The 20,896-nt window shown below is 48.0% G+C and carries 20 protein-coding genes; 19 read left to right on the forward strand and 1 reads right to left on the reverse strand.

Going from position 1 to position 20,896, the window contains the following annotated elements; genetic code table 11:
• The first annotated feature begins 46 nt into the window (after positions 1 to 46).
• The 18 genes from gpr (at position 47) to AC3WQ3_RS03110 (ending at position 17,798) form a co-directional block, all read left to right on the forward strand.
• Entirely contained in the window at positions 47 to 1,048 is a 1,002-nt protein-coding gene (gpr, locus tag AC3WQ3_RS03025) for a GPR endopeptidase (protein ID WP_492471437.1), read from the forward strand.
• Between the two features lie 146 nt (positions 1,049 to 1,194).
• Positions 1,195 to 2,484: a stage II sporulation protein P gene (locus tag AC3WQ3_RS03030; protein ID WP_492471438.1), complete on the forward strand. Its 1,290-nt coding sequence runs from the start codon at positions 1,195 to 1,197 to the stop codon at positions 2,482 to 2,484.
• Positions 2,485 to 2,520: 36 nt separating this feature from the next.
• Positions 2,521 to 2,874: a DUF3679 domain-containing protein gene (locus AC3WQ3_RS03035; protein ID WP_154895100.1), complete on the forward strand. Its 354-nt coding sequence runs from the start codon at positions 2,521 to 2,523 to the stop codon at positions 2,872 to 2,874.
• Between the two features lie 147 nt (positions 2,875 to 3,021).
• Positions 3,022 to 4,836, forward strand: coding sequence for a translation elongation factor 4 (gene lepA, locus AC3WQ3_RS03040; protein WP_095289836.1), 1,815 nt, complete (start codon positions 3,022 to 3,024; stop codon positions 4,834 to 4,836).
• 187 nt (positions 4,837 to 5,023) lie between these two features.
• On the forward strand, positions 5,024 to 6,208 hold the full coding sequence (gene hemW / locus AC3WQ3_RS03045) for a radical SAM family heme chaperone HemW (protein WP_095289838.1): 1,185 nt from the start codon (positions 5,024 to 5,026) through the stop codon (positions 6,206 to 6,208).
• Positions 6,209 to 6,325: 117 nt separating this feature from the next.
• Positions 6,326 to 6,796, forward strand: coding sequence for an N-acetyltransferase (locus tag AC3WQ3_RS03050; RefSeq protein ID WP_095289839.1), 471 nt, complete (start codon positions 6,326 to 6,328; stop codon positions 6,794 to 6,796).
• A 253-nt stretch (positions 6,797 to 7,049) separates the two neighbouring features.
• The gene (hrcA, locus tag AC3WQ3_RS03055) at positions 7,050 to 8,081 is read left to right on the forward strand and encodes a heat-inducible transcriptional repressor HrcA (RefSeq protein WP_095289841.1); all 1,032 of its coding nucleotides are present in this window, start codon (positions 7,050 to 7,052) and stop codon (positions 8,079 to 8,081) included.
• A gap of 66 nt (positions 8,082 to 8,147) precedes the next feature.
• Positions 8,148 to 8,726 (forward strand): nucleotide exchange factor GrpE, encoded by a 579-nt coding sequence (gene grpE / locus AC3WQ3_RS03060; RefSeq protein WP_336780532.1) that lies wholly within the window; start codon positions 8,148 to 8,150, stop codon positions 8,724 to 8,726.
• 153 nt (positions 8,727 to 8,879) lie between these two features.
• Positions 8,880 to 10,718: a molecular chaperone DnaK gene (dnaK, locus tag AC3WQ3_RS03065; RefSeq protein ID WP_095289845.1), complete on the forward strand. Its 1,839-nt coding sequence runs from the start codon at positions 8,880 to 8,882 to the stop codon at positions 10,716 to 10,718.
• Positions 10,719 to 10,853: 135 nt separating this feature from the next.
• Positions 10,854 to 11,975 (forward strand): molecular chaperone DnaJ, encoded by a 1,122-nt coding sequence (gene dnaJ / locus AC3WQ3_RS03070; RefSeq protein WP_239299801.1) that lies wholly within the window; start codon positions 10,854 to 10,856, stop codon positions 11,973 to 11,975.
• Between the two features lie 235 nt (positions 11,976 to 12,210).
• Positions 12,211 to 12,579: a hypothetical protein gene (locus tag AC3WQ3_RS03075; RefSeq protein WP_095359515.1), complete on the forward strand. Its 369-nt coding sequence runs from the start codon at positions 12,211 to 12,213 to the stop codon at positions 12,577 to 12,579.
• Positions 12,580 to 12,623: 44 nt separating this feature from the next.
• Positions 12,624 to 12,803 (forward strand): YfhD family protein, encoded by a 180-nt coding sequence (locus tag AC3WQ3_RS03080; protein WP_110821281.1) that lies wholly within the window; start codon positions 12,624 to 12,626, stop codon positions 12,801 to 12,803.
• Positions 12,796 to 13,188, forward strand: a complete 393-nt coding sequence (locus tag AC3WQ3_RS03085) for a hypothetical protein (RefSeq protein ID WP_492471439.1) — start codon at positions 12,796 to 12,798, stop codon at positions 13,186 to 13,188. Before AC3WQ3_RS03080 ends, AC3WQ3_RS03085 begins: the two co-directional genes overlap by 8 nt.
• A gap of 161 nt (positions 13,189 to 13,349) precedes the next feature.
• Positions 13,350 to 14,315, forward strand: a complete 966-nt coding sequence (gene prmA / locus AC3WQ3_RS03090) for a 50S ribosomal protein L11 methyltransferase (protein ID WP_492471440.1) — start codon at positions 13,350 to 13,352, stop codon at positions 14,313 to 14,315.
• Between the two features lie 3 nt (positions 14,316 to 14,318).
• Complete coding sequence (locus tag AC3WQ3_RS03095; protein ID WP_492471441.1) at positions 14,319 to 14,999, forward strand: site-2 protease family protein; 681 nt, start codon at positions 14,319 to 14,321, stop codon at positions 14,997 to 14,999.
• 138 nt (positions 15,000 to 15,137) lie between these two features.
• Complete coding sequence (locus tag AC3WQ3_RS03100; protein WP_492471442.1) at positions 15,138 to 15,902, forward strand: RsmE family RNA methyltransferase; 765 nt, start codon at positions 15,138 to 15,140, stop codon at positions 15,900 to 15,902.
• A 2-nt stretch (positions 15,903 to 15,904) separates the two neighbouring features.
• Complete coding sequence (gene mtaB / locus AC3WQ3_RS03105; RefSeq protein WP_127537743.1) at positions 15,905 to 17,251, forward strand: tRNA (N(6)-L-threonylcarbamoyladenosine(37)-C(2))-methylthiotransferase MtaB; 1,347 nt, start codon at positions 15,905 to 15,907, stop codon at positions 17,249 to 17,251.
• A 112-nt stretch (positions 17,252 to 17,363) separates the two neighbouring features.
• A complete protein-coding gene (locus AC3WQ3_RS03110) occupies positions 17,364 to 17,798 on the forward strand; it encodes an NUDIX hydrolase (protein ID WP_127537744.1) in 435 nt (144 codons plus the stop codon).
• Between the two features lie 52 nt (positions 17,799 to 17,850).
• Here AC3WQ3_RS03110 and AC3WQ3_RS03115 read toward each other — a convergent pair whose 3' ends face one another.
• Positions 17,851 to 18,852, reverse strand: a complete 1,002-nt coding sequence (locus tag AC3WQ3_RS03115) for a Na/Pi cotransporter family protein (protein WP_492471443.1) — start codon at positions 18,850 to 18,852, stop codon at positions 17,851 to 17,853.
• Positions 18,853 to 19,480: 628 nt separating this feature from the next.
• Between AC3WQ3_RS03115 and AC3WQ3_RS03120 the strand changes: the two genes are divergently transcribed.
• Positions 19,481 to 20,860, forward strand: coding sequence for a class I SAM-dependent rRNA methyltransferase (locus tag AC3WQ3_RS03120; RefSeq protein WP_154895106.1), 1,380 nt, complete (start codon positions 19,481 to 19,483; stop codon positions 20,858 to 20,860).
• Positions 20,861 to 20,896 lie beyond the last annotated feature (36 nt).

Genomic DNA, 20,896 nt, shown 5'->3' on the forward strand with positions numbered 1-20,896 from the left:
TTTCCCCACACAATATGCTCAAATGCGGTAAGGGAGGCAGGAACAGATGACGCTTGATTTACAGAACTATACCGTTCGCACTGACTTGGCAATCGACTCAAAGGAGATGGCTCAGGGTTCAAAGAAACAAACGATTCCCGGGCTGCGGGAAGACGTAGAAGAAAAAGACGGCATTACCATCACACGGATTGATGTGCTGAACGATGCTGCCGCAAAGACCATTGGACGTGTCAAAGGTCATTACGTCACACTGGAAGTCCCGTCACTACGTAACGGGGACACCGAACTTCAGGAACGCGTGGCAGCGGAGTTTACGCGGGAGATGGAGGATTTTCTAACCAAGGCTGGGGTTAACAAAACATCCAAAGTGCTTATTGTAGGTCTCGGTAATTTGCACGTAACTCCAGATTCGCTTGGTCCACTGGTGGTCGAGAACTTGATGGTAACCCGTCAGTACTTTGAATTGGTACCGGATCAGGTGGCACCAGGATATCGTGAAGTTAGTGCCATCGCCCCTGGTGTGCTTGGTACTACAGGAATTGAGTCGAGCGACATTGTACAGGGGATTGTGGATCGGATCAAACCGGATGCCATTATTGCCATTGATGCACTGGCCTCTCGTTCACTTGAACGTGTCAACACCACCATTCAAGTGGCTGATATCGGGATTCATCCTGGTTCAGGTATCGGCAACAAACGGCGCGGACTTACCAAAGAGATTATGGGTGTTCCATGTATTGCCATTGGTGTACCAACCGTGTGTTATGCTTCTACTATAGTAAATAATGTCATTGAAATGATGAGTGCACACTTCCGTCAAGAGACGGATCAAACGAAGCAGATTATGGGCATGCTGGACGATATCGGTGAGCAGGATCGTTTAAGTTTGGTGAAAGAGGTGTTGGAGCCACTCGGACACGATTTGATTGTTACTCCAAAGGAAATCGATGAATTCATCGAGGGAATTGCCAACGTTATTGCGACAGGCCTGAATGCTGCCCTGCATGACGCAGTGAATCCGGATAACGTTGCGGCGTATACTCATTAATCAGTAAACCATCACAGGCAGAAAGTCCGAATCTATCGGACTTTCTTTTTTTGTCTTTCTTCTATTTCTATTTTCTGTTCTATCAATTCTTGCAGGCTCATAGAGTTGAAGTATAAGAGTTGTCCAGCAGGGAAGGAGACAGAAGAATGAACAAAATATTGGCCTGGAATATCGGAAAGTGGAAAAAAAGATGTCTGCACGTGCTGGCCATGGGCCGTACGCTGCTGCTGCTTATGATTATATCCGCTCTGTTTTTTGTTGTACTCGGTCTGGGGGGCATGGCAGAGAAAAGGTTGAACAACTCGCCGGTTTCTTCCATGAAAGGTTTCGCAAGTAGCGTATCCAGCCGCTTTTTTGTGGATATGCTCGGCATGGAGATGCCCCACCTGACCCAGAAGGAGCAGACTTCCGCATTCTCCGGCGAAAACTTGACTACGTTTGTATTTCAACTTCTTACGAATGTTAATCCAGAGGATCCCAAAAGCCTGATTGCAAGAGAGATGCCAGGCATGGGCAGCAATCAACCGGTTTTGCTCCGGCCGGGTTCAGGAAACGAGAAGGCCGAAGCACCTGAAGACTATCAACCCGGACCAGGGCTGACGGATACGGCATCAGCTGGAGGAGGCAAAACAGGTGGCGAACTGCATATTCCACCAGGTCAGGATGACCCGAACAATTCCGAAACGGACGAGCCTGAGGGCGGAGAAGTAAAAGAAGATCCGCCGCCGAAGAACGGTGGTCAGGAAGGTGAAGCTACAACGGGTAAAAAAGCCGTGCTGATCTATCATTCCCATCCCCGTGAAGGATACAATCCGCTGCTTGGCACGAAGAGTGATAACCCTTCCTCCGGAAAAGCAACAGGTAACGTTTTTCAGGTAGGGACGTACCTTTCTGACAGTTTGCAAAAGCTTGGTGTTGGAGTGGAGCATGCAAAGGACGATTACCCGACTAAAGTAAAGGATTATAACTGGAACTATTCCTATAAATATTCACGTCAGACGGTAAAGGCAGCCCTTGCCGAAAATGATGATTTGACTTATCTCATTGATATTCACCGGGATTCCCAGCGTCACAACAAAACAACCACAACCATTGATGGGAAGGGATATGCCAAAGTATATTTCATCATCGGGCATGAGAATCCGAACTGGCAACAAAATGAAGCTTTCGCTGCAAAAATACACAAGAAACTTGAAGCAAAGTACCCTGGTGTCTCCAGAGGAGTCTGGGGCAAGGATGGCGGCGGAGCCAATAATGGCGAGTACAATCAAACCCTCTCGCCCAACAGCATTTTGATTGAAATCGGTGGGATCGACAATACAGGGGCTGAGCTCAAGCGGACTTCACAAGTGCTTGCTGACATGATTGCCGAAGTATATTGGGAAGATCAGAACGTGGATAAAGCAAGTACGGGGACCAAGTCACAGGGTAGTTAATTATTTCAAAATGTAACCTGATTGGAGGGGAAGCATGTGTCCAAATTCGGCAAAAAAATGCTAACGGTCATCGTACTCATGTTACTAGGGGTTCTGCTGGGGATGCAGCTGGCAGGAAGTAACTTTCAGGTAGGTAACATTCCAGAGGTGCCAGCCGTAGTCAAAACAGAACCAGAACCCGCTGCCGAATCGGAAACTGCTGTTCCCGTGCAACAGGAAAAAATAGAGACACCGATTGTTCCTGTACAAACGCCGAGTCAGGTGCTTGGCGCGGAACAGAACAAAGCCCCCGTCGATGTGCTTGCAGATAAAACCGCCGGACTGCTCCAAAATCTGTCTCACAATGGTATTAAGTGGGTAGTTTCCTTGTTTAGCGGGGTTGCTGAATAAAAAGCTGCTCGGTATAGGTAAAATAAACCCCTGGAGATTCACAAAACGGGATGATTATTATAAAGTTGAGACAACGCGGGATTGATGCACCCTGCATCAACTGTTATAATAAAGTGATTGACACTAGGCTGTTTCTGGGGGTAAGGAATGACTGACATTCGGGCAAGACAACGTAAAATTCGTAACTTTTCAATTATTGCACATATAGATCACGGCAAATCAACGCTTGCGGACCGGATCTTGGAGTACACAGGTGCGCTCACCACTCGGGAAATGCAGGAGCAGGTACTGGACCAAATGGAGCTTGAACGCGAACGTGGTATTACGATCAAGCTGCAGGCTGTTGCCCTGAACTACAAAGCCGACGATGGTGAAGAATATTTGCTCAATCTGATTGATACGCCTGGACACGTAGACTTCACTTATGAAGTATCTCGCAGTCTTGCTGCATGTGAAGGCGCTCTTCTCGTTGTGGATGCGGCTCAGGGAATTGAAGCGCAGACGCTGGCAAACGTGTATCTGGCATTGGACAATGATCTTGAGATCTTACCAGTCATCAACAAAATCGACCTTCCAAGTGCAGATCCGGATCGGGTGAAGCAGGAAGTGGAAGATGTCATTGGTTTGGACACGAGCAACGCGGTACTCGCTTCGGCCAAAGCAGGCATCGGGATCAAAGAAATCCTGGAGCAGGTGGTACAGAGCGTGCCTGCACCGCAGGGTGATCCTGACCAACCGCTGAAAGCGCTGATTTTTGACTCGCACTATGACCCGTACAAAGGCGTAATTGTATATATCCGTGTCATTGACGGCAAAATTAAGTCGGGTTCCAAAATCAAAATGATGGCAACAGGAAAATCGTTCGAGGTTATTGAAGTGGGTGCGTTCAAACCCCGCATGACCATTGTGGACGAGCTGAACGTCGGCGATGTTGGTTTCGTCGTTGCAGGTATCCGTCATGTAGGTGACACCCAAGTCGGGGATACCGTAACCGATGCGAAAAATCCAACACCGGAACCTTTGCCGGGTTACCGTAAAATCAATCCCATGGTTTATTGCGGTCTCTACCCAATTGAGACTTCCGATTATGTGGATCTGCGTGAAGCGCTGGAGAAATTGCAGCTGAACGATGCTTCCCTCAGCTTCGAACCGGAGACTTCAAGTGCACTCGGATTTGGATTCCGCTGCGGATTCCTGGGGTTGCTTCATATGGATGTTATTCAGGAACGGATTGAGCGCGAGTTCAACATTCCGCTGATTACAACGGCACCAAGCGTAATCTATCACGTCACATTGACTAATGGTGAAGTCCTGCATATCGACAACCCATCCAACTATCCTGAGGTGGGAAGAATTGATTATGTTGAGGAACCGTACGTAAAAGCTTCCATTATCGTACCGAATGATTATGTAGGTACCATTATGGAACTTTGTCAAAACAAACGCGGTGAATACGTGAATATGGAATATCTCGATACAACTCGGGTTACCATTACGTATGAGATCCCGTTGTCCGAGATCGTATATGATTTCTTCGATCAGTTGAAATCAAGTACAAAAGGATATGCATCCTTTGACTATGAACTGTCCGGTTATCGTCAGTCCAATCTGGTGAAGATGGACATCCTGCTTAATGGTGAACAGGTCGATGCCCTGTCCTTCATCGTTCACCGTGATCGTGCATACAACCGCGGCCGCATTATCTGTGAGAAGCTGCGCGAGCTGATTCCACGGCAAATGTTCGAGGTGCCGATTCAGGCATCCGTAGGTACAAAGGTCGTTGCACGTGAAACCGTAAAAGCCATGCGTAAAAACGTACTCGCCAAGTGTTACGGCGGTGACATCTCGCGGAAACGGAAACTGCTGGAGAAGCAGAAGGAAGGTAAGAAGCGGATGAAGCAGGTCGGTAACGTTGAGGTACCGCAGGAAGCGTTCATGGCGGTGCTGAAAATTGATGACTAAAACGCAATCTCTGGGTACAACAATACGTTGCGTATCAGAGAATGCGTTAAACAATTTAATTTGAGGTATATCACAGAGTGTGTGTATTTAAATTATATGGCAAGACATGTTGCACAGAATACTAAATAAACCAAGCTGAAAGGGAAGCCGGATGGCTTTCCTTTTTTCAAATAGAGGGGGACTTGCCATGACATTGGCAGCACACAGCCGGAAAACAGGTGCACCCCAAGCGGTGTACCTTCACATTCCCTTTTGCACAAATAAATGCTTCTATTGTGATTTTAACTCCTATGTACTGAAGGACCAGCCTGTAATGCAGTACCTTGAGGCATTGGAGCGAGAGATGGAACATACCGTCAAAGCCAATCCGCCAGGAGAGATCAAAACCATTTTTGTTGGCGGTGGCACACCAACGGCTCTGAAGCCGGACGAAATGGCCGTGTTCCTGCGGTCGGTTAAAACGTATTTCCCGAATTGGGCGGACGATATTGAATTTTCGATGGAAGCTAACCCGGGGACGACAGATGCAGAGAAGCTTGCGGTGATGAAAGAAGGCGGAGTGAACCGCGTCAGCTTCGGCGTACAGGCTTTTCAAAATGACCTGCTGACAGGCATTGGACGGATTCATAATACGGACGATGTATACCGCAGTCTGGAGAATGCCCGCAAGGCAGGATTGACTAATCTGTCCATCGACCTGATGTTTGGCTTGCCTAATCAAACCGTGGAAATGCTGAATGAGAGTATTGATAAAGCGCTTGAGCTGGGTTTGCCTCACTATTCCATTTACAGTTTGAAAGTGGAAGAGAATACGCTGTTCCATACGTTGTATCAAAAAAATCAACTGCCGCTCCCTCATGAGGATGATGAGCTGCAGATGTATCTTCTATTAATGAAGCGAATGAAAGAAGCTGGATATGGGCAATACGAAATCAGTAACTTTGCCAAACCCGGTTTTGAGAGCAGACACAACATTACGTACTGGCGTAATGAGGACTATTATGGTCTTGGAGCTGGTGCGCATGGATACGTGGGCCGTGAGCGTCATATGAATATTAAAGGTATAAATCCTTATGTCGAAGCTTCCCGCGCAGGACTGCCTCGCCTGGACCATTTTGAGATCAGCCGTGCGGAAGCCATGGAAGATTATCTAATGGTTGGACTTCGAATGCTGGAGGGTGCATCTGCTTCGCGGTTCAGTGAACAGTTTGGAGAATCCATGGAAGACGTGTTTGCTAAGCCGCTTGGCAAAATGCTGAATGCAGGACTGCTTGAACGGACGTCAGACGGCTTCCGGCTCAGTGAACAGGGGATTCTGTTCGGGAATGACGTTTTTGCCGAGTTTATCGGTTCGATATCGCTGAATTCGTAGCTTGAAATTCCATACACTCTGTTGTATATTTATTCATATTGATTTTACAGAGCGTGTTATGGATAACAACTACGAAGTCAGCTTTCCTCTGGAAAGCTTGTATAGGAGGAGAGCGGGATGTCGGCGATATGCAGAAAAGCCGTGCCGGAAGATGTTGAACCATTGTTTGAAATGATTAAGGGATATGCTGAACGTGGGATCATGCTTCCGCGATCAAGGGAAGTACTGCACCGGCAGCTGGAACACTTTGTTGTAGCCGAAGTAAACGGTGAGGTGGTGGGCTGCGGCTCGCTGTGCCGTCTCGGTAATGATCTGGTGGAAGTCAGATCGCTTGGCATCTCTGAAGGACACAAAGGCATGGGTATTGGTTCCTTGCTGCTGGACCGTTTGGTGGAGGAAGCTGAGAAGCAGCAAATCCCCAAGGTCATGGCCCTGACATATGAAGTCTCCTTTTTCCTCAAAAATGGCTTTGCCGTGGTGAACAAGGAGATATTCCCGGAAAAAGTGTGGACAGACTGTGTTCATTGCAGCAAGCAGGACTGCTGTGATGAGATCGCGGTGCTGAAGGAATTGAATGTATCTGCATAAAATAAGAAGGACCACATGCTTCGGAAGAATGTAAATTTCGTCTGAGCAGGGTCCTTTTCTTTTATAGCAATAAGTGACTGACACTGTTATGACTGGCCAGGAATAGTCTATACTATAAATAGATGAGTGCACTCATCAAACTGACTTGACAATCTTCACGTCAGTTTGGTATTTTTGTATTACCGCTTAGCACTCATCTAACCGGAGTGCTAACGACATGGGACGGTACAGTCAGAAGGAGGGAATACTCACCATGTTAACAGAGCGTCAACGTATGATTCTGAACGCTATAGTGGATGACTATATCCGTTCAGCTGAGCCCGTAGGGTCCCGAAGCATTTCCAAAAGGGGAGATGTTGGATACAGTCCGGCTACGATCCGTAATGAAATGGCGGATCTCGAAGATATGGGTTTTCTGGAACAGCCTCATACCTCGGCAGGCCGTATCCCTTCGCATAAAGGCTATCGATATTATGTCGATCATTTGGTTCCCTGGAATCAGGTGGAGCCGCAAGAGCTGGATGACCTAAAATCATTCTTTGCCGAAAAATTGAACGTCATGGAGCAAGTAATTCAGCATGCATCAGTCATCTTGTCCCACATGACCAATTATACTTCAATCCTGCTTGGACCCGAAGTGTTTCACACGTCGCTGCGCCATTTTCAACTGCTTCCGCTAAATGAAAATACGGCCGTGGCTATTATTGTGACTAACACGGGTCAAGTGGAGAATAAGACTGTTCAAATTCCTCCGGAGATCTCGGTAGCCGAGATGGAGAAAGTGGTTAACTTGCTTAACGCCAAACTGGTTGGAGTGCCAATTTACAAGCTGAAATCCCGCCTCTACACCGAGCTGGGGCAAGAGATGGAACGGCATATTTCACGCTACGAGGAAGTTATGCAGGTGCTGAACAGTGCTTTTGACAACGAACATGATAACCGTCTTTTCCTTAGTGGTGCAACGAATATGTTAACCCAACCGGAATTTAAAGATGTCGAAAAGGTAAAAGATATTCTTGACCTGCTGGATGAGACACCAACACTCATGAAATTAATGATGCCTGTACCGGGTGGATCAGGTATTCAGGTGCGTATCGGCACCGAGAATGATCATGAAGCCTTCGCCAACTGCAGTTTGATTACTGCATCCTATTCATTGGATGGAGAAGCTCTGGGATCAATCGGGATACTGGGACCCACACGGATGGATTATGCACGTGTCATTCATATTTTAAATACATTATCTCGTGATTTAACGGCTATGCTAACGCATCGCTTCAAATAGGAACTATGCCGCAAGCCATAAGGATACGGGATTGAACGAATTCATTAGTATAAGGAGGTGAACATCTTGAAAGAGGAGCAATCATTCGCAGCAGAAGAACAGGAACAGCAGGAAACGACAGCGGCCGAGAGCCAGGAACCTGTTAACGAAGCAGGAGCTGCAGAAGCGCAGGCAGAGGAGATAGCAGATCAGGGGCAAGATGAGCTCGCACGTTTGAAGGCAGAGGCTGAGGAAACACAGCAGCGCTTTGTCCGTGCTCAAGCTGATTTTGATAACTTCCGTCGCCGTACACAAAAGGAAAAAGAGGAACTGGCGAAGTATGCTTCAATGAAGTTGGTCACCGAACTGGTGCCGGTTATTGACAACTTCGAACGTGCCATGGCTACTGTGCCGGAAGGTACGGAGTCCGAATCTTTCTCCAAAGGCATCCAAATGATCTTCCGCCAGCTGGAAACGGTGCTGAATAATGAAGGTCTGACTGCAATGGATACGGTTGGACAGCCGTTTAATCCTGAATTCCACCAAGCCATTATGCAAGTGGAGAGCGACGAGTATGAAGAAGGTACCGTTGTAGAGGAAGTCCAAAAAGGCTATATGCTGAAGGATAAAGTACTTCGTCCTGCCATGGTTAAAGTCAGCTCATAATTTTGGTTGCAGAATTATGAGCCTCGCTCCATGGGTATGTAAGCTGTGACGAGGTTTAATATAAAGGTATACACACATAGAGCGCGATAAGGAAGAACTGCAAATAAGGATCAGCCTGATCCATTTTAAATAGTTGAGGGAGGAAATTTTCCGATGAGCAAAGTAATCGGTATTGACTTAGGAACAACCAACTCTTGCGTAGCGGTAATGGAGGGCGGCGAGGCTGTCGTTATCCCTAACCCGGAAGGCGCACGTACAACCCCATCTGTAGTGGGTTTCAAAAAAGATGGAGAGCGCGTTGTTGGTGAAACAGCTAAACGCCAAGCGATCACGAATCCGGATCGTACGATCATCTCGATCAAACGTCACATGGGTACTTCCCACAAAGAAACAATCGATAGCAAAGATTATTCTCCACAAGAGATCTCTGCCATCATCCTGCAAAAATTGAAATCCGATGCTGAAGCTTACCTTGGCCAAACGGTAACACAAGCGGTTATCACGGTGCCTGCTTACTTCAATGACAGCCAACGTCAAGCAACCAAAGATGCAGGTAAAATCGCAGGTTTGGAAGTTCTGCGTATCGTCAACGAGCCAACTGCAGCAGCTTTGGCATACGGTATGGAGAAATCGGAAGACCAAACGATTCTCGTATATGACTTGGGTGGCGGTACATTCGACGTATCCATCCTTGAACTGGGTGACGGCTTCTTCGAAGTTAAAGCGACTAGTGGTGACAACCAACTGGGTGGCGATGACTTTGACCAAGTCATCATCGATTATCTCGTAAGTGAATTCAAAAAAGATCAAGGCATTGACCTTAGTAAAGATAAAGCAGCGGTTCAACGTTTGAAAGATGCAGCGGAAAAAGCGAAAAAAGAGCTTTCCGGCGTATTGACTACAACGATTTCCCTGCCGTTCATCACTGTAGCTGATGGCGTTCCTCAGCACTTGGAGTTGAACCTGAGCCGTGCGAAATTCGAAGAAATCTCTGCTGGTCTGGTTGAGCGTACGCTTGAACCAACTCGCCGTGCATTGAGCGATGCTGGCATGACTGCTAATGATATCGACAAAATCGTTCTGGTTGGTGGTTCCACACGTATTCCTGCAGTACAGGAAGCGATCAAGAAACTGACTGGTAAAGAGCCTCACAAAGGCGTTAACCCGGATGAAGTTGTAGCTTTGGGTGCAGCTGTACAAGCGGGCGTACTGACAGGTGACGTAAAAGACGTCGTATTGCTCGACGTAACTCCACTGTCCCTGGGTATCGAAACTGCAGGTGGCGTATTTACCAAAATGATCGAGCGCAACACAACGATCCCTACATCCAAGTCCCAAGTGTTTTCCACATATGCAGACAACCAACCAAGCGTTGAGATCCATGTCCTGCAAGGGGAACGCGAAATGGCAGCTGGCAACAAAACGCTCGGACGCTTCATGCTGGGAGATATTCCACCGGCTCCACGTGGTGTTCCGCAAATCGAAGTTAGCTTCGATATTGATGCCAACGGTATCGTTAACGTATCTGCAACAGACAAAGGTACGAACAAAACACAAAAAATCACGATTACTTCTTCTAGCGGTCTGAGCGATGCTGAAGTTGAACAAATGATGAAAGATGCTGAGCTGCACGCTGAAGAAGATAAAAAACGCAAAGAGCTCGTTGAAGCGAAAAACAGCGCAGATCAACTGATCTACTCTGTGGACAAAACGATCAAAGATCTTGGCGAAAAAGCAGATGCTGGTGAAGTTGAGAAAGCCAATGCTGCAAAAGAAAAACTGCAAGGCGTGCTGGCTTCCGACAACCTGGAAGATATCAAAGCAGCTACAGAAGAACTGACAGAGATCGTTCAACAACTGTCTGTTAAACTGTATGAGCAAGCACAGGCACAAGAGCAAGCAGCTCAAGGTGCTGAAGAGCAACAAGGTTCCGCTAAACGTGACAACGTCGTAGACGCTGATTACGAAGTCGTGGATGAAGATAAAAAATAAAACTAATTCACGGTTTTTCGTGGATTAATCATCGGTGACGTTCGGATCGAGGGGAAAGTCATAGCCGGGTCTTCCGTGCTTTGACTTTCCTTTTGTCACGATGTGCGATAAGGTGAATGTTATGGGGGTGGAAGAGTGGCTGAAAAACGAGATTATTATGAGGTACTCGGCGTTGGCAAAAATGCAAGCGACGAGGAAATCAAAAAGGCCTACCGTAAGCTTGCCCGTCAGTATCACCCTGACGTAAACAAGGCAGAAGATGCGGAAGCCAAGTTTAAGGAAGTAAAAGAAGCTTATGATGTAGTCAGCGACAGCCAGAAGCGGGCTCAGTATGATCAGTATGGTCATATCGATCCGAATCAGGGTGGATTCGGCGGTGGCGGTGATTTCGGCGGCGGCGGATTTGGCGACATCTTCGATATGTTCTTTGGCGGTGGCGGCGGACGACGTGATCCGAATGCTCCGCAGCGGGGAAATGATCTGCAGTACACCATGACCATCGAATTCAAGGAAGCGGTGTTCGGCAAGGAAACCGACATTACCATTCCGCGTACCGAAAGCTGTGATACATGTCATGGTTCAGGTGCCAAACCGGGTACGAAGCCGAAGACTTGTTCGGTCTGCCAAGGTAGCGGTCAACAGGAAGTCGTGCAAAATACACCATTTGGCCGCATGGTCAATCGTCGTGCTTGTTCGAACTGTAATGGTTCTGGTCAAATCATTGAAGAAAAATGTACAACATGCAGCGGTAGTGGTAAAGTCCGCAAGCAGCGCAAAATTCACGTTCGCATCCCAGCGGGTGTGGATGACGGCGCTCAACTGCGCATGACTGGTGAAGGTGAAGGTGGTCTGCGAGGTGGACCAGCAGGAGACCTGTATATCGTCATTCGTGTGAAATCACATGATTTCTTTGAGCGTGAAGGCGATGATATCTACTGTGAAATTCCGCTTACATTTGCTCAGGCAGCATTGGGTGACGAGATTGAGATTCCAACGTTGACTGAAAAAGTGAAGTTAAAAATTCCAGCGGGTACACAAACCGGAACGTATTTCCGTCTTAAAGGCAAAGGGGTTCCACGCCTGCGCGGCATGGGCCAAGGGGATCAACATGTAAAAGTGGTTGTTGTTACACCAAGCAAGCTGAATGATGAGCAGAAAGATCTGCTTCGTCAAATCGCTGCACTGGATGGAGAGCAAACCCATGAACATGAACAATCCTTCTTTGACCGGGTGAAACGGGCTTTCCGCGGAGACTGAGCATCAATATATAAGATATGAAGGACACTACAGCGATTTATGCCGTGGTGTCCTTTTTTTCATAAACATAAGATTCAAGCTTGAGTGCTGCTCCTGCGTTACATGACAGTAGCTACCCATATAGGTGCCCCACATGGGAGATTTCTGCATAATATGAGCAATACTGCGGAAAGATAGCAAGGCGAGAACGATCATGCATAACTGTATGCGCAATATTGGAAAGTAGGTGAATCGAATGACCGAAAAAAACATTTTGGCCTATTTTCATAGTCCGGAGCAAGCCGAGGGTGCAGCCAAAAAGTTGGAAGCCTTGCGTGTGGAAGACCTGTCCATTAATCGTTTCAGCCGTTACGCAGGTATTGGACCCAGTGGCGCTTCCTATACTCCAGGAGTTTCAGGCAGCTTCTCATCATGGGTACCTGGTGCGCTTGGTACGAATGCAACAGCGGGAATCATGGCCGCAGCAGATCCCTCTGCAAGTGGCATGAGTGATGGTGGGCAAGAAGGTCCTACCGGCAGAGATGTATTGTTAACCGTTGTGGTTGACGAAGCGGTTCATCACCGAGCGTTATCCATTATTGAACAAGCTGGTGGAATGATCTAGAAATAAGCGGACTAACTTACTTATTTTGAGGGAGGATTATAACGATGGCTGAACACGAACGCCCAGGCAAGATTTTAACAAAAACGGAAAAGATGAAACGGATGCAATCCGCTAAAAACGAAGATGTGGAATTCAGTGCTGAGGTTGCGGACCATGATGATGTAGAGGCAATCCGGCGCAGTGAAGCGGCTGATCGTCGTCAGGGACGGGAGCTTCATGAATGAAGAACGCTCGGCTGTAACCATCGAGGCGGTATTCACCAGCTGGTCGGAAGCCGAATCTGCACGAAGGGCTCTGGCATTGCTGCATCCGAATCAGTTGAGCATCGAGAGCCTTGCGAGCGAGTCGCTTGCAAGAGACACAGAACCGCAGGAGCCTATGGATGAAGCACCTACAGCTATAACAGGGGGATTCAGTGGCGAACTGAATGTGCTTGCACTCATCAGTGATGAACCCGAGATGTTGTCCAATGGCGAGGTCACGGATATGAAAGAACAACGTGCATCCGCTCCTTCTGGGCAAGAGATCCTACTGACCGTTTCATTACCAAGCGACTATCTCCCTCAGGCGGCAGAGATGATTACCCAGAATGGTGGACGTTTTTGCTGAGGATTCTCCCTTTTTTAGCATAATTTGAAACAGGATATCCGAGCAGTTAGCTGCGGGTGTCCTGTTTTTTTGCTTTAAATCTCAGGAACGGTTTTGTGCTCCTGCTCCCTTGTGTAGTACAATGATTGGGATGTTTGAAAAATGAGGAGGAAAAATCAAGTATGTTATGGCATGAACTAACAATACATACCACAGAAGAAGCTGTGGAAATGATCTCGAATTTTTTGCATGAAGCAGGTGCTGGAGGGGTCTCGATCGAAGAATCTGGCACATTAAATAAAGAACGTGATACGTCTTATGGCCAGTGGTATGAGCTGCCTTTGAATGATATTCCAGAAGGTTTGGCTGTGATTAAAGGGTATTTCTCGGAAGGTACGGACATGGAAGCCCTTAAAGCAGAAGTTAACCCGAGAATTGAGCAGCTCTCCGATTTTGATATTGATGCGGGTGAGATCCGGTATGAGGTTCGTACGGTGGATGAAGATGACTGGGCTAACGCATGGAAACAGTACTTCAAGCCGGTTCGCGTATCCGATCGTTTGACGATCAAACCGACATGGGAAGACTACACACCCGAAAGTCCGGAAGAGAAGATCATCGAGCTGGATCCAGGTATGGCTTTTGGTACAGGTACACATCCGACAACCTCCCTATGCTTGCGGACACTGGAAACGGTAATTCAGGGCGGCGAGGAAGTCATTGATGTGGGTACGGGCTCAGGTATTTTGGCGATCGGTGCCATTCAGCTGGGTGCAAAGCATGTTCTGGCACTGGATCTTGATCCGGTTGCAGTATCGAGTGCGAAGGAGAACGTGCATCTGAACGGCCTGGAGGAGCAAGTTACGGTTAAAGAGAGTGATCTCCTATCTGTTCTTGGAAGCCAAGATCCTGCATTAGGTGTTCAGCTGCCTGTGAAAGTGATCGTAGCCAATATTTTGGCCGAGATTATTATGCTGTTTATTGATGATGTATATAATGCACTGGAACCAGGCGGTGTCTATATTGCTTCAGGGATCTGGAAAAACAAAGAGCAGGTTGTGCATGATGCACTCGTTGCTTCCGGCTTTGAAATTAGTGCGGTCCACCGTGATGAGGACTGGCTGGCTTATGTTGCCAGAAAGAGGTAACGAATGGACTTTCTGAATTCGTTCTTTCGTTATCCCATTGATCAGCTCCCGTTTTTCCTGCTGACGATTCTAATTGCTTTCACAGTGCATGAGTTTGCCCATGCGTATTTTGCCAATAGATTTGGAGATCCGACTGCCAAGCTGCTGGGTCGGGTCACCCTTAATCCGGCAGTACACTTTGATTTGTTTGGTGTGCTGCTGCTTGTGATTGCCGGGTTCGGTTGGGCACGTCCTGTTCCGGTCAATCGTGCGAATTTTGATAAGCCTAGATTAATGGGAGTTATTGTGTCGTTTGCTGGACCGCTTAGCAATTTGCTTTTGGCTATTGTGGGAACCGTTATCTATGCTTCTCTTGTAGGTTCGGGGGCGTTAGGTGGGATTGAGAATGAACGATTGTTCACGGCGATCTCCATGTTCTTCTCCATTTTCAATCTGACGAACTTTTTCCTGTTCCTCTTTAACCTGATCCCATTGCCGCCACTGGATGGTTACCGAATTCTTGAAGATGTATTGCCACCTTCGATTAGTCGCAAACTGCAAGGGGTTGAACAATGGTCCATTTTTATTTTTCTATTAATTCTGATTATTCCTCCGCTGCAGAACGCTACAATTCAGCCATTATATGAATTAGCGCAGAATATGTATGTTAATTTGGCAAAAGGAATCATTGGATTATATCGATAATATCACTAGTCTTTTTGGACTGAAATGCTGGTCAGAAGGACATAAAAGTTGTATGATCATCTGTGGCGATTGGATTCACGCCTGCCGCCCGGCAGGGTGAATGCCAGTCATAACAGGAAAGAATAGGTGGATAAACCCATGCAGCGTTATTTTGTATCTGCAGAACAGCTTACAGAGCATTCTGTTGTCATTCTGGGAGATGATGCGCGCCATATCGGTAAAGTGATGCGTGGCAAGCCTGGAGATAAACTGATTGTCAGTGATGGACAGAGTCGTGAGGCTTTGGTGGAGATTGAGAGCATCGAAGCTGGCCAGGTAACGGCAAATATCGTGGAATCTCTGAAAATGGACCATGAAGCCCGTATTCGCGTAACGGTGGCCCAGAGCTTGCCGAAGGGTGACAAGATGGAGACGGTTATTCAGAGATGTACCGAAATCGGAGCGGTAGCCTTTGTACCTTTCCTCTCGGAACGGACGATTGTCCAATATGATGCCAAGAAAGAAGGCAAACGGTTGGAGCGGTGGCGCAAAATTGCCAAGGAAGCCGCTGAACAAAGTCATCGGAATTGCATTCCATCCGTCGAGCAGCCACTTTCCTGGAAAGGGCTGCTGTCTTCTTTTGAGGGCTACAGTTTGGTATGTTATTGTTATGAAAAGGAGAACGGCAAGCAGCTGCGCGATGCGCTGAAGCCGTTTATTGAACAGCTCGCACCTGATGCGGCTGCAGACGTGTTGATTGTGGTTGGACCTGAAGGCGGGTTCTCCGAAAGAGAAACGCTGGAAGCTGATCAGGCAGGCGCGGTATCCGTTGGTCTGGGCAAGCGAATATTACGTGCCGAGACCGCAGGGATGGCAGCGCTGACTTGTGTTTTATATGAATCCGGAGAAATGGGGGGAATGTAATTATGCCATCCGTGGCGTTTTACACCTTGGGCTGCAAAGTTAACTTTTATGATACAGAGGCGATCTGGCAATTGTTCAAAAATGAAGGTTACGAACAAGTGGACTTCGATGAACAGACAGCAGATGTATATCTGATTAATACATGTACGGTAACGAATACCGGGGACAAAAAGAGCCGTCAAATCATCCGTCGTGCCATTCGTCGCAACCCGGATGCGATTGTGGCAGTTACGGGCTGTTACGCCCAAACTTCGCCAGCAGAGATTCTCGACATTCCTGGAGTGGATCTCGTCATCGGAACGCAGGACCGGGATAAAATCTTACCTTATGTTCGCGAAATTCAGGAGTCCCGTCAGCCAGTCAATGCCGTACGGAACATTATGAAAACTCGTGTGTTTGAGGAGATGGATGTGCCGGACTTCGCGGATCGTACGCGTGCATTCCTGAAAATTCAGGACGGTTGCAACAACTTCTGCACGTTCTGCATCATTCCATGGTCACGCGGGCTCTCCCGCAGCCGGGAAGCAAACAGCATAGTTCAGCAAGCTCACCAGCTTGTACATGCCGGTTATAAGGAAATTGTCCTGACAGGCATTCACACAGGCGGGTATGGTGACGATATGGAAAACTACGATCTGACTGATCTGCTGTGGGATCTGGATAAAGTGGAAGGCCTTGAACGGATTCGTATCAGTTCCATTGAAGCGAGCCAGATCGATGATCGGATGCTGGATGTCATTAAGCGTTCGGACAAGCTGGTACGTCACTTCCATATCCCGCTGCAAGCAGGCGATGACACCGTATTGAAGCGGATGCGCCGCAAGTATACAACCGAAGAATTTTACAACAAAATGCTTCGTATTCGTGAAGCAATGCCGGATGTTGCTATTACAACAGACGTTATCGTTGGTTTCCCGGGTGAGACAGACGAAATGTTCCGTAACGGCTATGAATTGATGAAAAAAATTGGTTTCTCGGAGATGCACGTATTCCCGTACTCCAAACGTACAGGAACACCGGCTGCCCGAATGGAAGATCAGGTGGATGAAGAAGTCAAAAATGCCCGTGTGCATGAACTGATCGACCTGTCTGAACAAATGCAGCTGGCTTATGCACAGAAATTTGTAGGTCAGGTTCTGGATGTCATTCCGGAAGGTGAAGCCAAAGGCCGTGAAGGCAGCGGGAAATTGCATGGTTATAGCGATAACTACATTCAGCTCGTATTCGATGGCTCTACGGACATGATCGGTAAAGTGTGCCGCGTCAAAGTGACCGAAGCGGGTGTAAACGAAAGCCAGGCTACGCTGGTTCGTGTACTGGAAGATAATCTGAAGTCCGCAGCGATGTAATCGAGGCGTCAGTAAAACAAGGATTTCATTTCCTTGGGGAGCGTACCCGGGGAGATGAGGTCCTTGTTTTTCGACTAAAGGCAAGACATATCTGTGAACGGGGGAAACCAGAATGAACAAAAAGGAAATATCCGCAGGCGGTGTAGTCTATCGTAAAGGGGAAGACGGCAGTCTTCAAATTCAGCTTATTGTTGATCGTTATGGCAAAACAACACTTGCCAAAGGCAAGATGGAAGCAGGGGAAACGGTAGAGGAAACCGCCTTGCGCGAGATTTTGGAAGAGACAGGCATGGTCGGCCGAATTGTGGAGCCTGTCGATATCATTGCCTACACATATCAGCACGTTGAATTTGGTCCGGTAGACAAGGAAGTTCACTATTATCTGGTTGAAGCAGAGAGCGGAAACCTGCAGCCGCAGATCGAAGAGATCAAGGGAGTCGATTGGTACGCACCAGAAGAGGCCTGGTCAAGACAGCAGCAGAACGGTTACGACAACAACGATAACATTTTGCGCGTGGCACTGAACAAGCTGGGCATTAACGTATAGTGCTTTGCCGTACGGCGATGCTTGGTTTTTTTCCAAGTAGAGGAGCCAAGCATCATGCCGCGGGCGATTTCGCTGATGGAGCGGAGGCCGGTGGTTTTTTGTGCCAGATCGGCAGATAGCACAGGGGTAATGCAAGCAGTGAGCTGATGATGTTAAAAAGGGTCTGGGCATGCGCAATCTGTGCCCCATAGTCCGCTGACAGCCAAGCTGAAGCTGCATGCAGCAACCCGATCAGCGGCATAAAAATCAAGGCTCCGGCAATGTTCAATACAACATGGGAGGCTGCAACGAATTTGCCTGCGGAAGCTCCTCCGGCGGCTGCAATGACAGCCGTGACACAAGTCCCGACATTGGACCCGATCACAATGGCAATACCAATCTCCACAGGCAGCACTCCAGTAGCCGCCAGCGTAATGGCCATGCTGATGACCGCTGCGCTGCTATGAATGAGAGCCGTAAGGCAGGCACCAGCCAGAAACCCCCACCACAGGCTGTCAGCCGAGCGATCCAAAAACCACTGGAATACGCCCATGCTGCGCAGGGGGACGGCGATGGATTGCATGACTTGAATGCCGGTCATCACCAAAGCAAAACCGGCAGCTGCAAGAAAGCTGTATTGTGAGTTGATTAGGAATCTTCGGGTGTGTTCGGGGGCTGCTTGATTGCGTTCACTAAGAACAACAAAGACAGCCCAACCTGTAAGCGAGATGACTAGCAAGGGCAGGGCAGCACGTCCAATCTGTAACCCAATCAACTCGGTTGTCAGACATGTACCGATATTCGTGCCCAGAATAATGCCTAGTGTGCGACCATAGGTAATTAATCTTGCATTCGCGAGACCAATGGTGAGCACCGTAACGGCGGTACTGCTCTGTAGTATTGCCGTGGCTCCTGCACTGAAAGCCATGCCTTTCCATGGAGCTGAGGTAGCTCGGTTAAGCCACCCGGCCAGCATTGGCCCAGCCATTCGCTGCAAGGCCGTTTCCATCAGTTTCATTCCACCAAAAAAGATAATTAGCCCATATATGAGCGGTAGCACAACATCTCTGAACATCTCGTTTCATCATTCCTTCCGTGCCTAGTCGTTATCTCATCTTATGAATAAGAGAGGACAACCATGACAGCCGGAAATTATTGGTGCGAACTGAATTGGATCGGAACACCAATCCGTCCCGTAGCGGCAACAAGTACTTTGCCATTTTCGTAATTTAGAATTGGGTTTTAACCTATTCACCTCACCATTCAAAAGAGACGGTGATTCATGCAAACGGAGCCGGAGGGGACGGAATTGGATCAGAGGAAGCGAAGCGTTCGCGTTTATCCCTGGATTTTCCCTTTGTAAAAGGGAATCACAAAAATCCGGGGATAACAGCGATCTGAAGACCAATCCGTCCCGTAGCAGCAACATATATTTTTCAATTCCGTAATTTAGGATTGTCTTAACCTACTCACCTCACCATTCAAAAGATACGGTGATTCGTGCAAACGGAGCGGAGGGGACGGAATTGGATCAGAAGAAGCGAAGCGTTCGCGTTTATCCCTGGATTTTCCCTTTGTAAAAAGGGAATCAAAAAAAATCCGGGGATAACAGCGATCGGGAGACCAATCCGTCCACGCAGCGGTCACCATTTGCACCAAACCCATCTTTTCAACTAACTAACTACAAAGGAAGTGGATTTACCTTGCCATCGGTTACACTGGAACGCAGTCGCAAAAAGCGGCTTGAACATGCACATCCATGGATATATAACAACGAAATTGCCTCGGTTGACGGTAACCCCGAACCGGGAGATCTGGTCAACGTATTGAATCATCAAGGTCGTTATCTGGCGACAGGATACTATAACCCGGCTTCACAGATTACGGTGAGAGTCGTTTCATATCAACCGCTGGAGTTTGAGCAGATGGACACCGCCTTTTTTGCCGCTCGCTTCAGCGACTGCCTGCGTCACCGGGAACGTTTTATCCAGGATGGAGAGGCTTATCGCCTCGTTTATGGAGAAGCTGATTTTTTGCCGGGTCTGATCGTGGACCGTTTTGGCAGTGTTCTTGTTGTACAGCTGCTTACCTTGGGAATGGATCGCTGCCGTGAAGCCATCGTACAGGCTCTGATTGAAGTGATGCAGCCGGAAGGAATCTATGAGCGCAGTGATGTGCCGATTCGGGAACTGGAAGGACTCGAGCAGACCAAAGGACCGCTGTACGGGGAGTGCCCACGTCATGTGACGGTAACCGAGAATGGCTTGCTTATTAAAGTGGATATCGTGGAAGGCCAGAAAACAGGCTATTTCTTCGACCAGCGCGAGAATCGGGCGGCGATTGAACCGCTTATGAAGGGCTGGGGCTATAAAAGCGGAATAACGTTGCAGGAAGTGGAACAAGAGGGCAGCCATCAGCTGCTGCCTGTAAATAAAAGTGGTAAAGTGGTAACCTTCCCCTATTGGGATGGGGCAACTGTTCTGGAGTGCTTCTCGCACACGGGCAGCTTCACGTTGAACGCTTGCAAATATGGAGCCAAAAAAGTCACATGCCTGGATATTTCAGAGCATGCTATTGAAAGTGCCCGCACCAATGTAGAATTGAATGGTTTTACGGATCGGGTAGAATTTGTTGTCGCTGACGCCTTCCAGTATTTACGTGAACAGGTCAAGGGAGTAGAAGAGCGTTCCGTACGTGCGCGGGCTGCCGAACAGAAAGTGGATACCTCCAAAGCGCTTGCAGCTGGCGGCGGGAAAACATTTGATGTGGTCATTCTTGACCCACCTGCCTTTGCCAAAACCAAATCAGCAGTCAAAGGCGCCTGCCGTGGATACAAGGATATTAACCTGCATGGCATGAAGCTTGTGAATGAAGGTGGGTATTTGGTCACAGCGAGCTGTTCGTATCATATGCGTCCCGATCTCTTCCTGGAAACGATTGCGGATGCAGCTGAAGATGCGGGCAAGGTACTGCGCCTGATTGAATGGAAAGCTGCAGGCAAGGATCACCCGCAAATTTTGGGTGTGGATGAAGGGCATTATTTGAAATTTGCAATCTTTGAAGTGCGCAGCAAAACAAACTGATCTGCATTTTGTTAAAAGTTGCTGTTAAGAAACAAG

The sequence above is a fragment of the Paenibacillus sp. FW104-T2 genome, assembly GCF_058789975.1.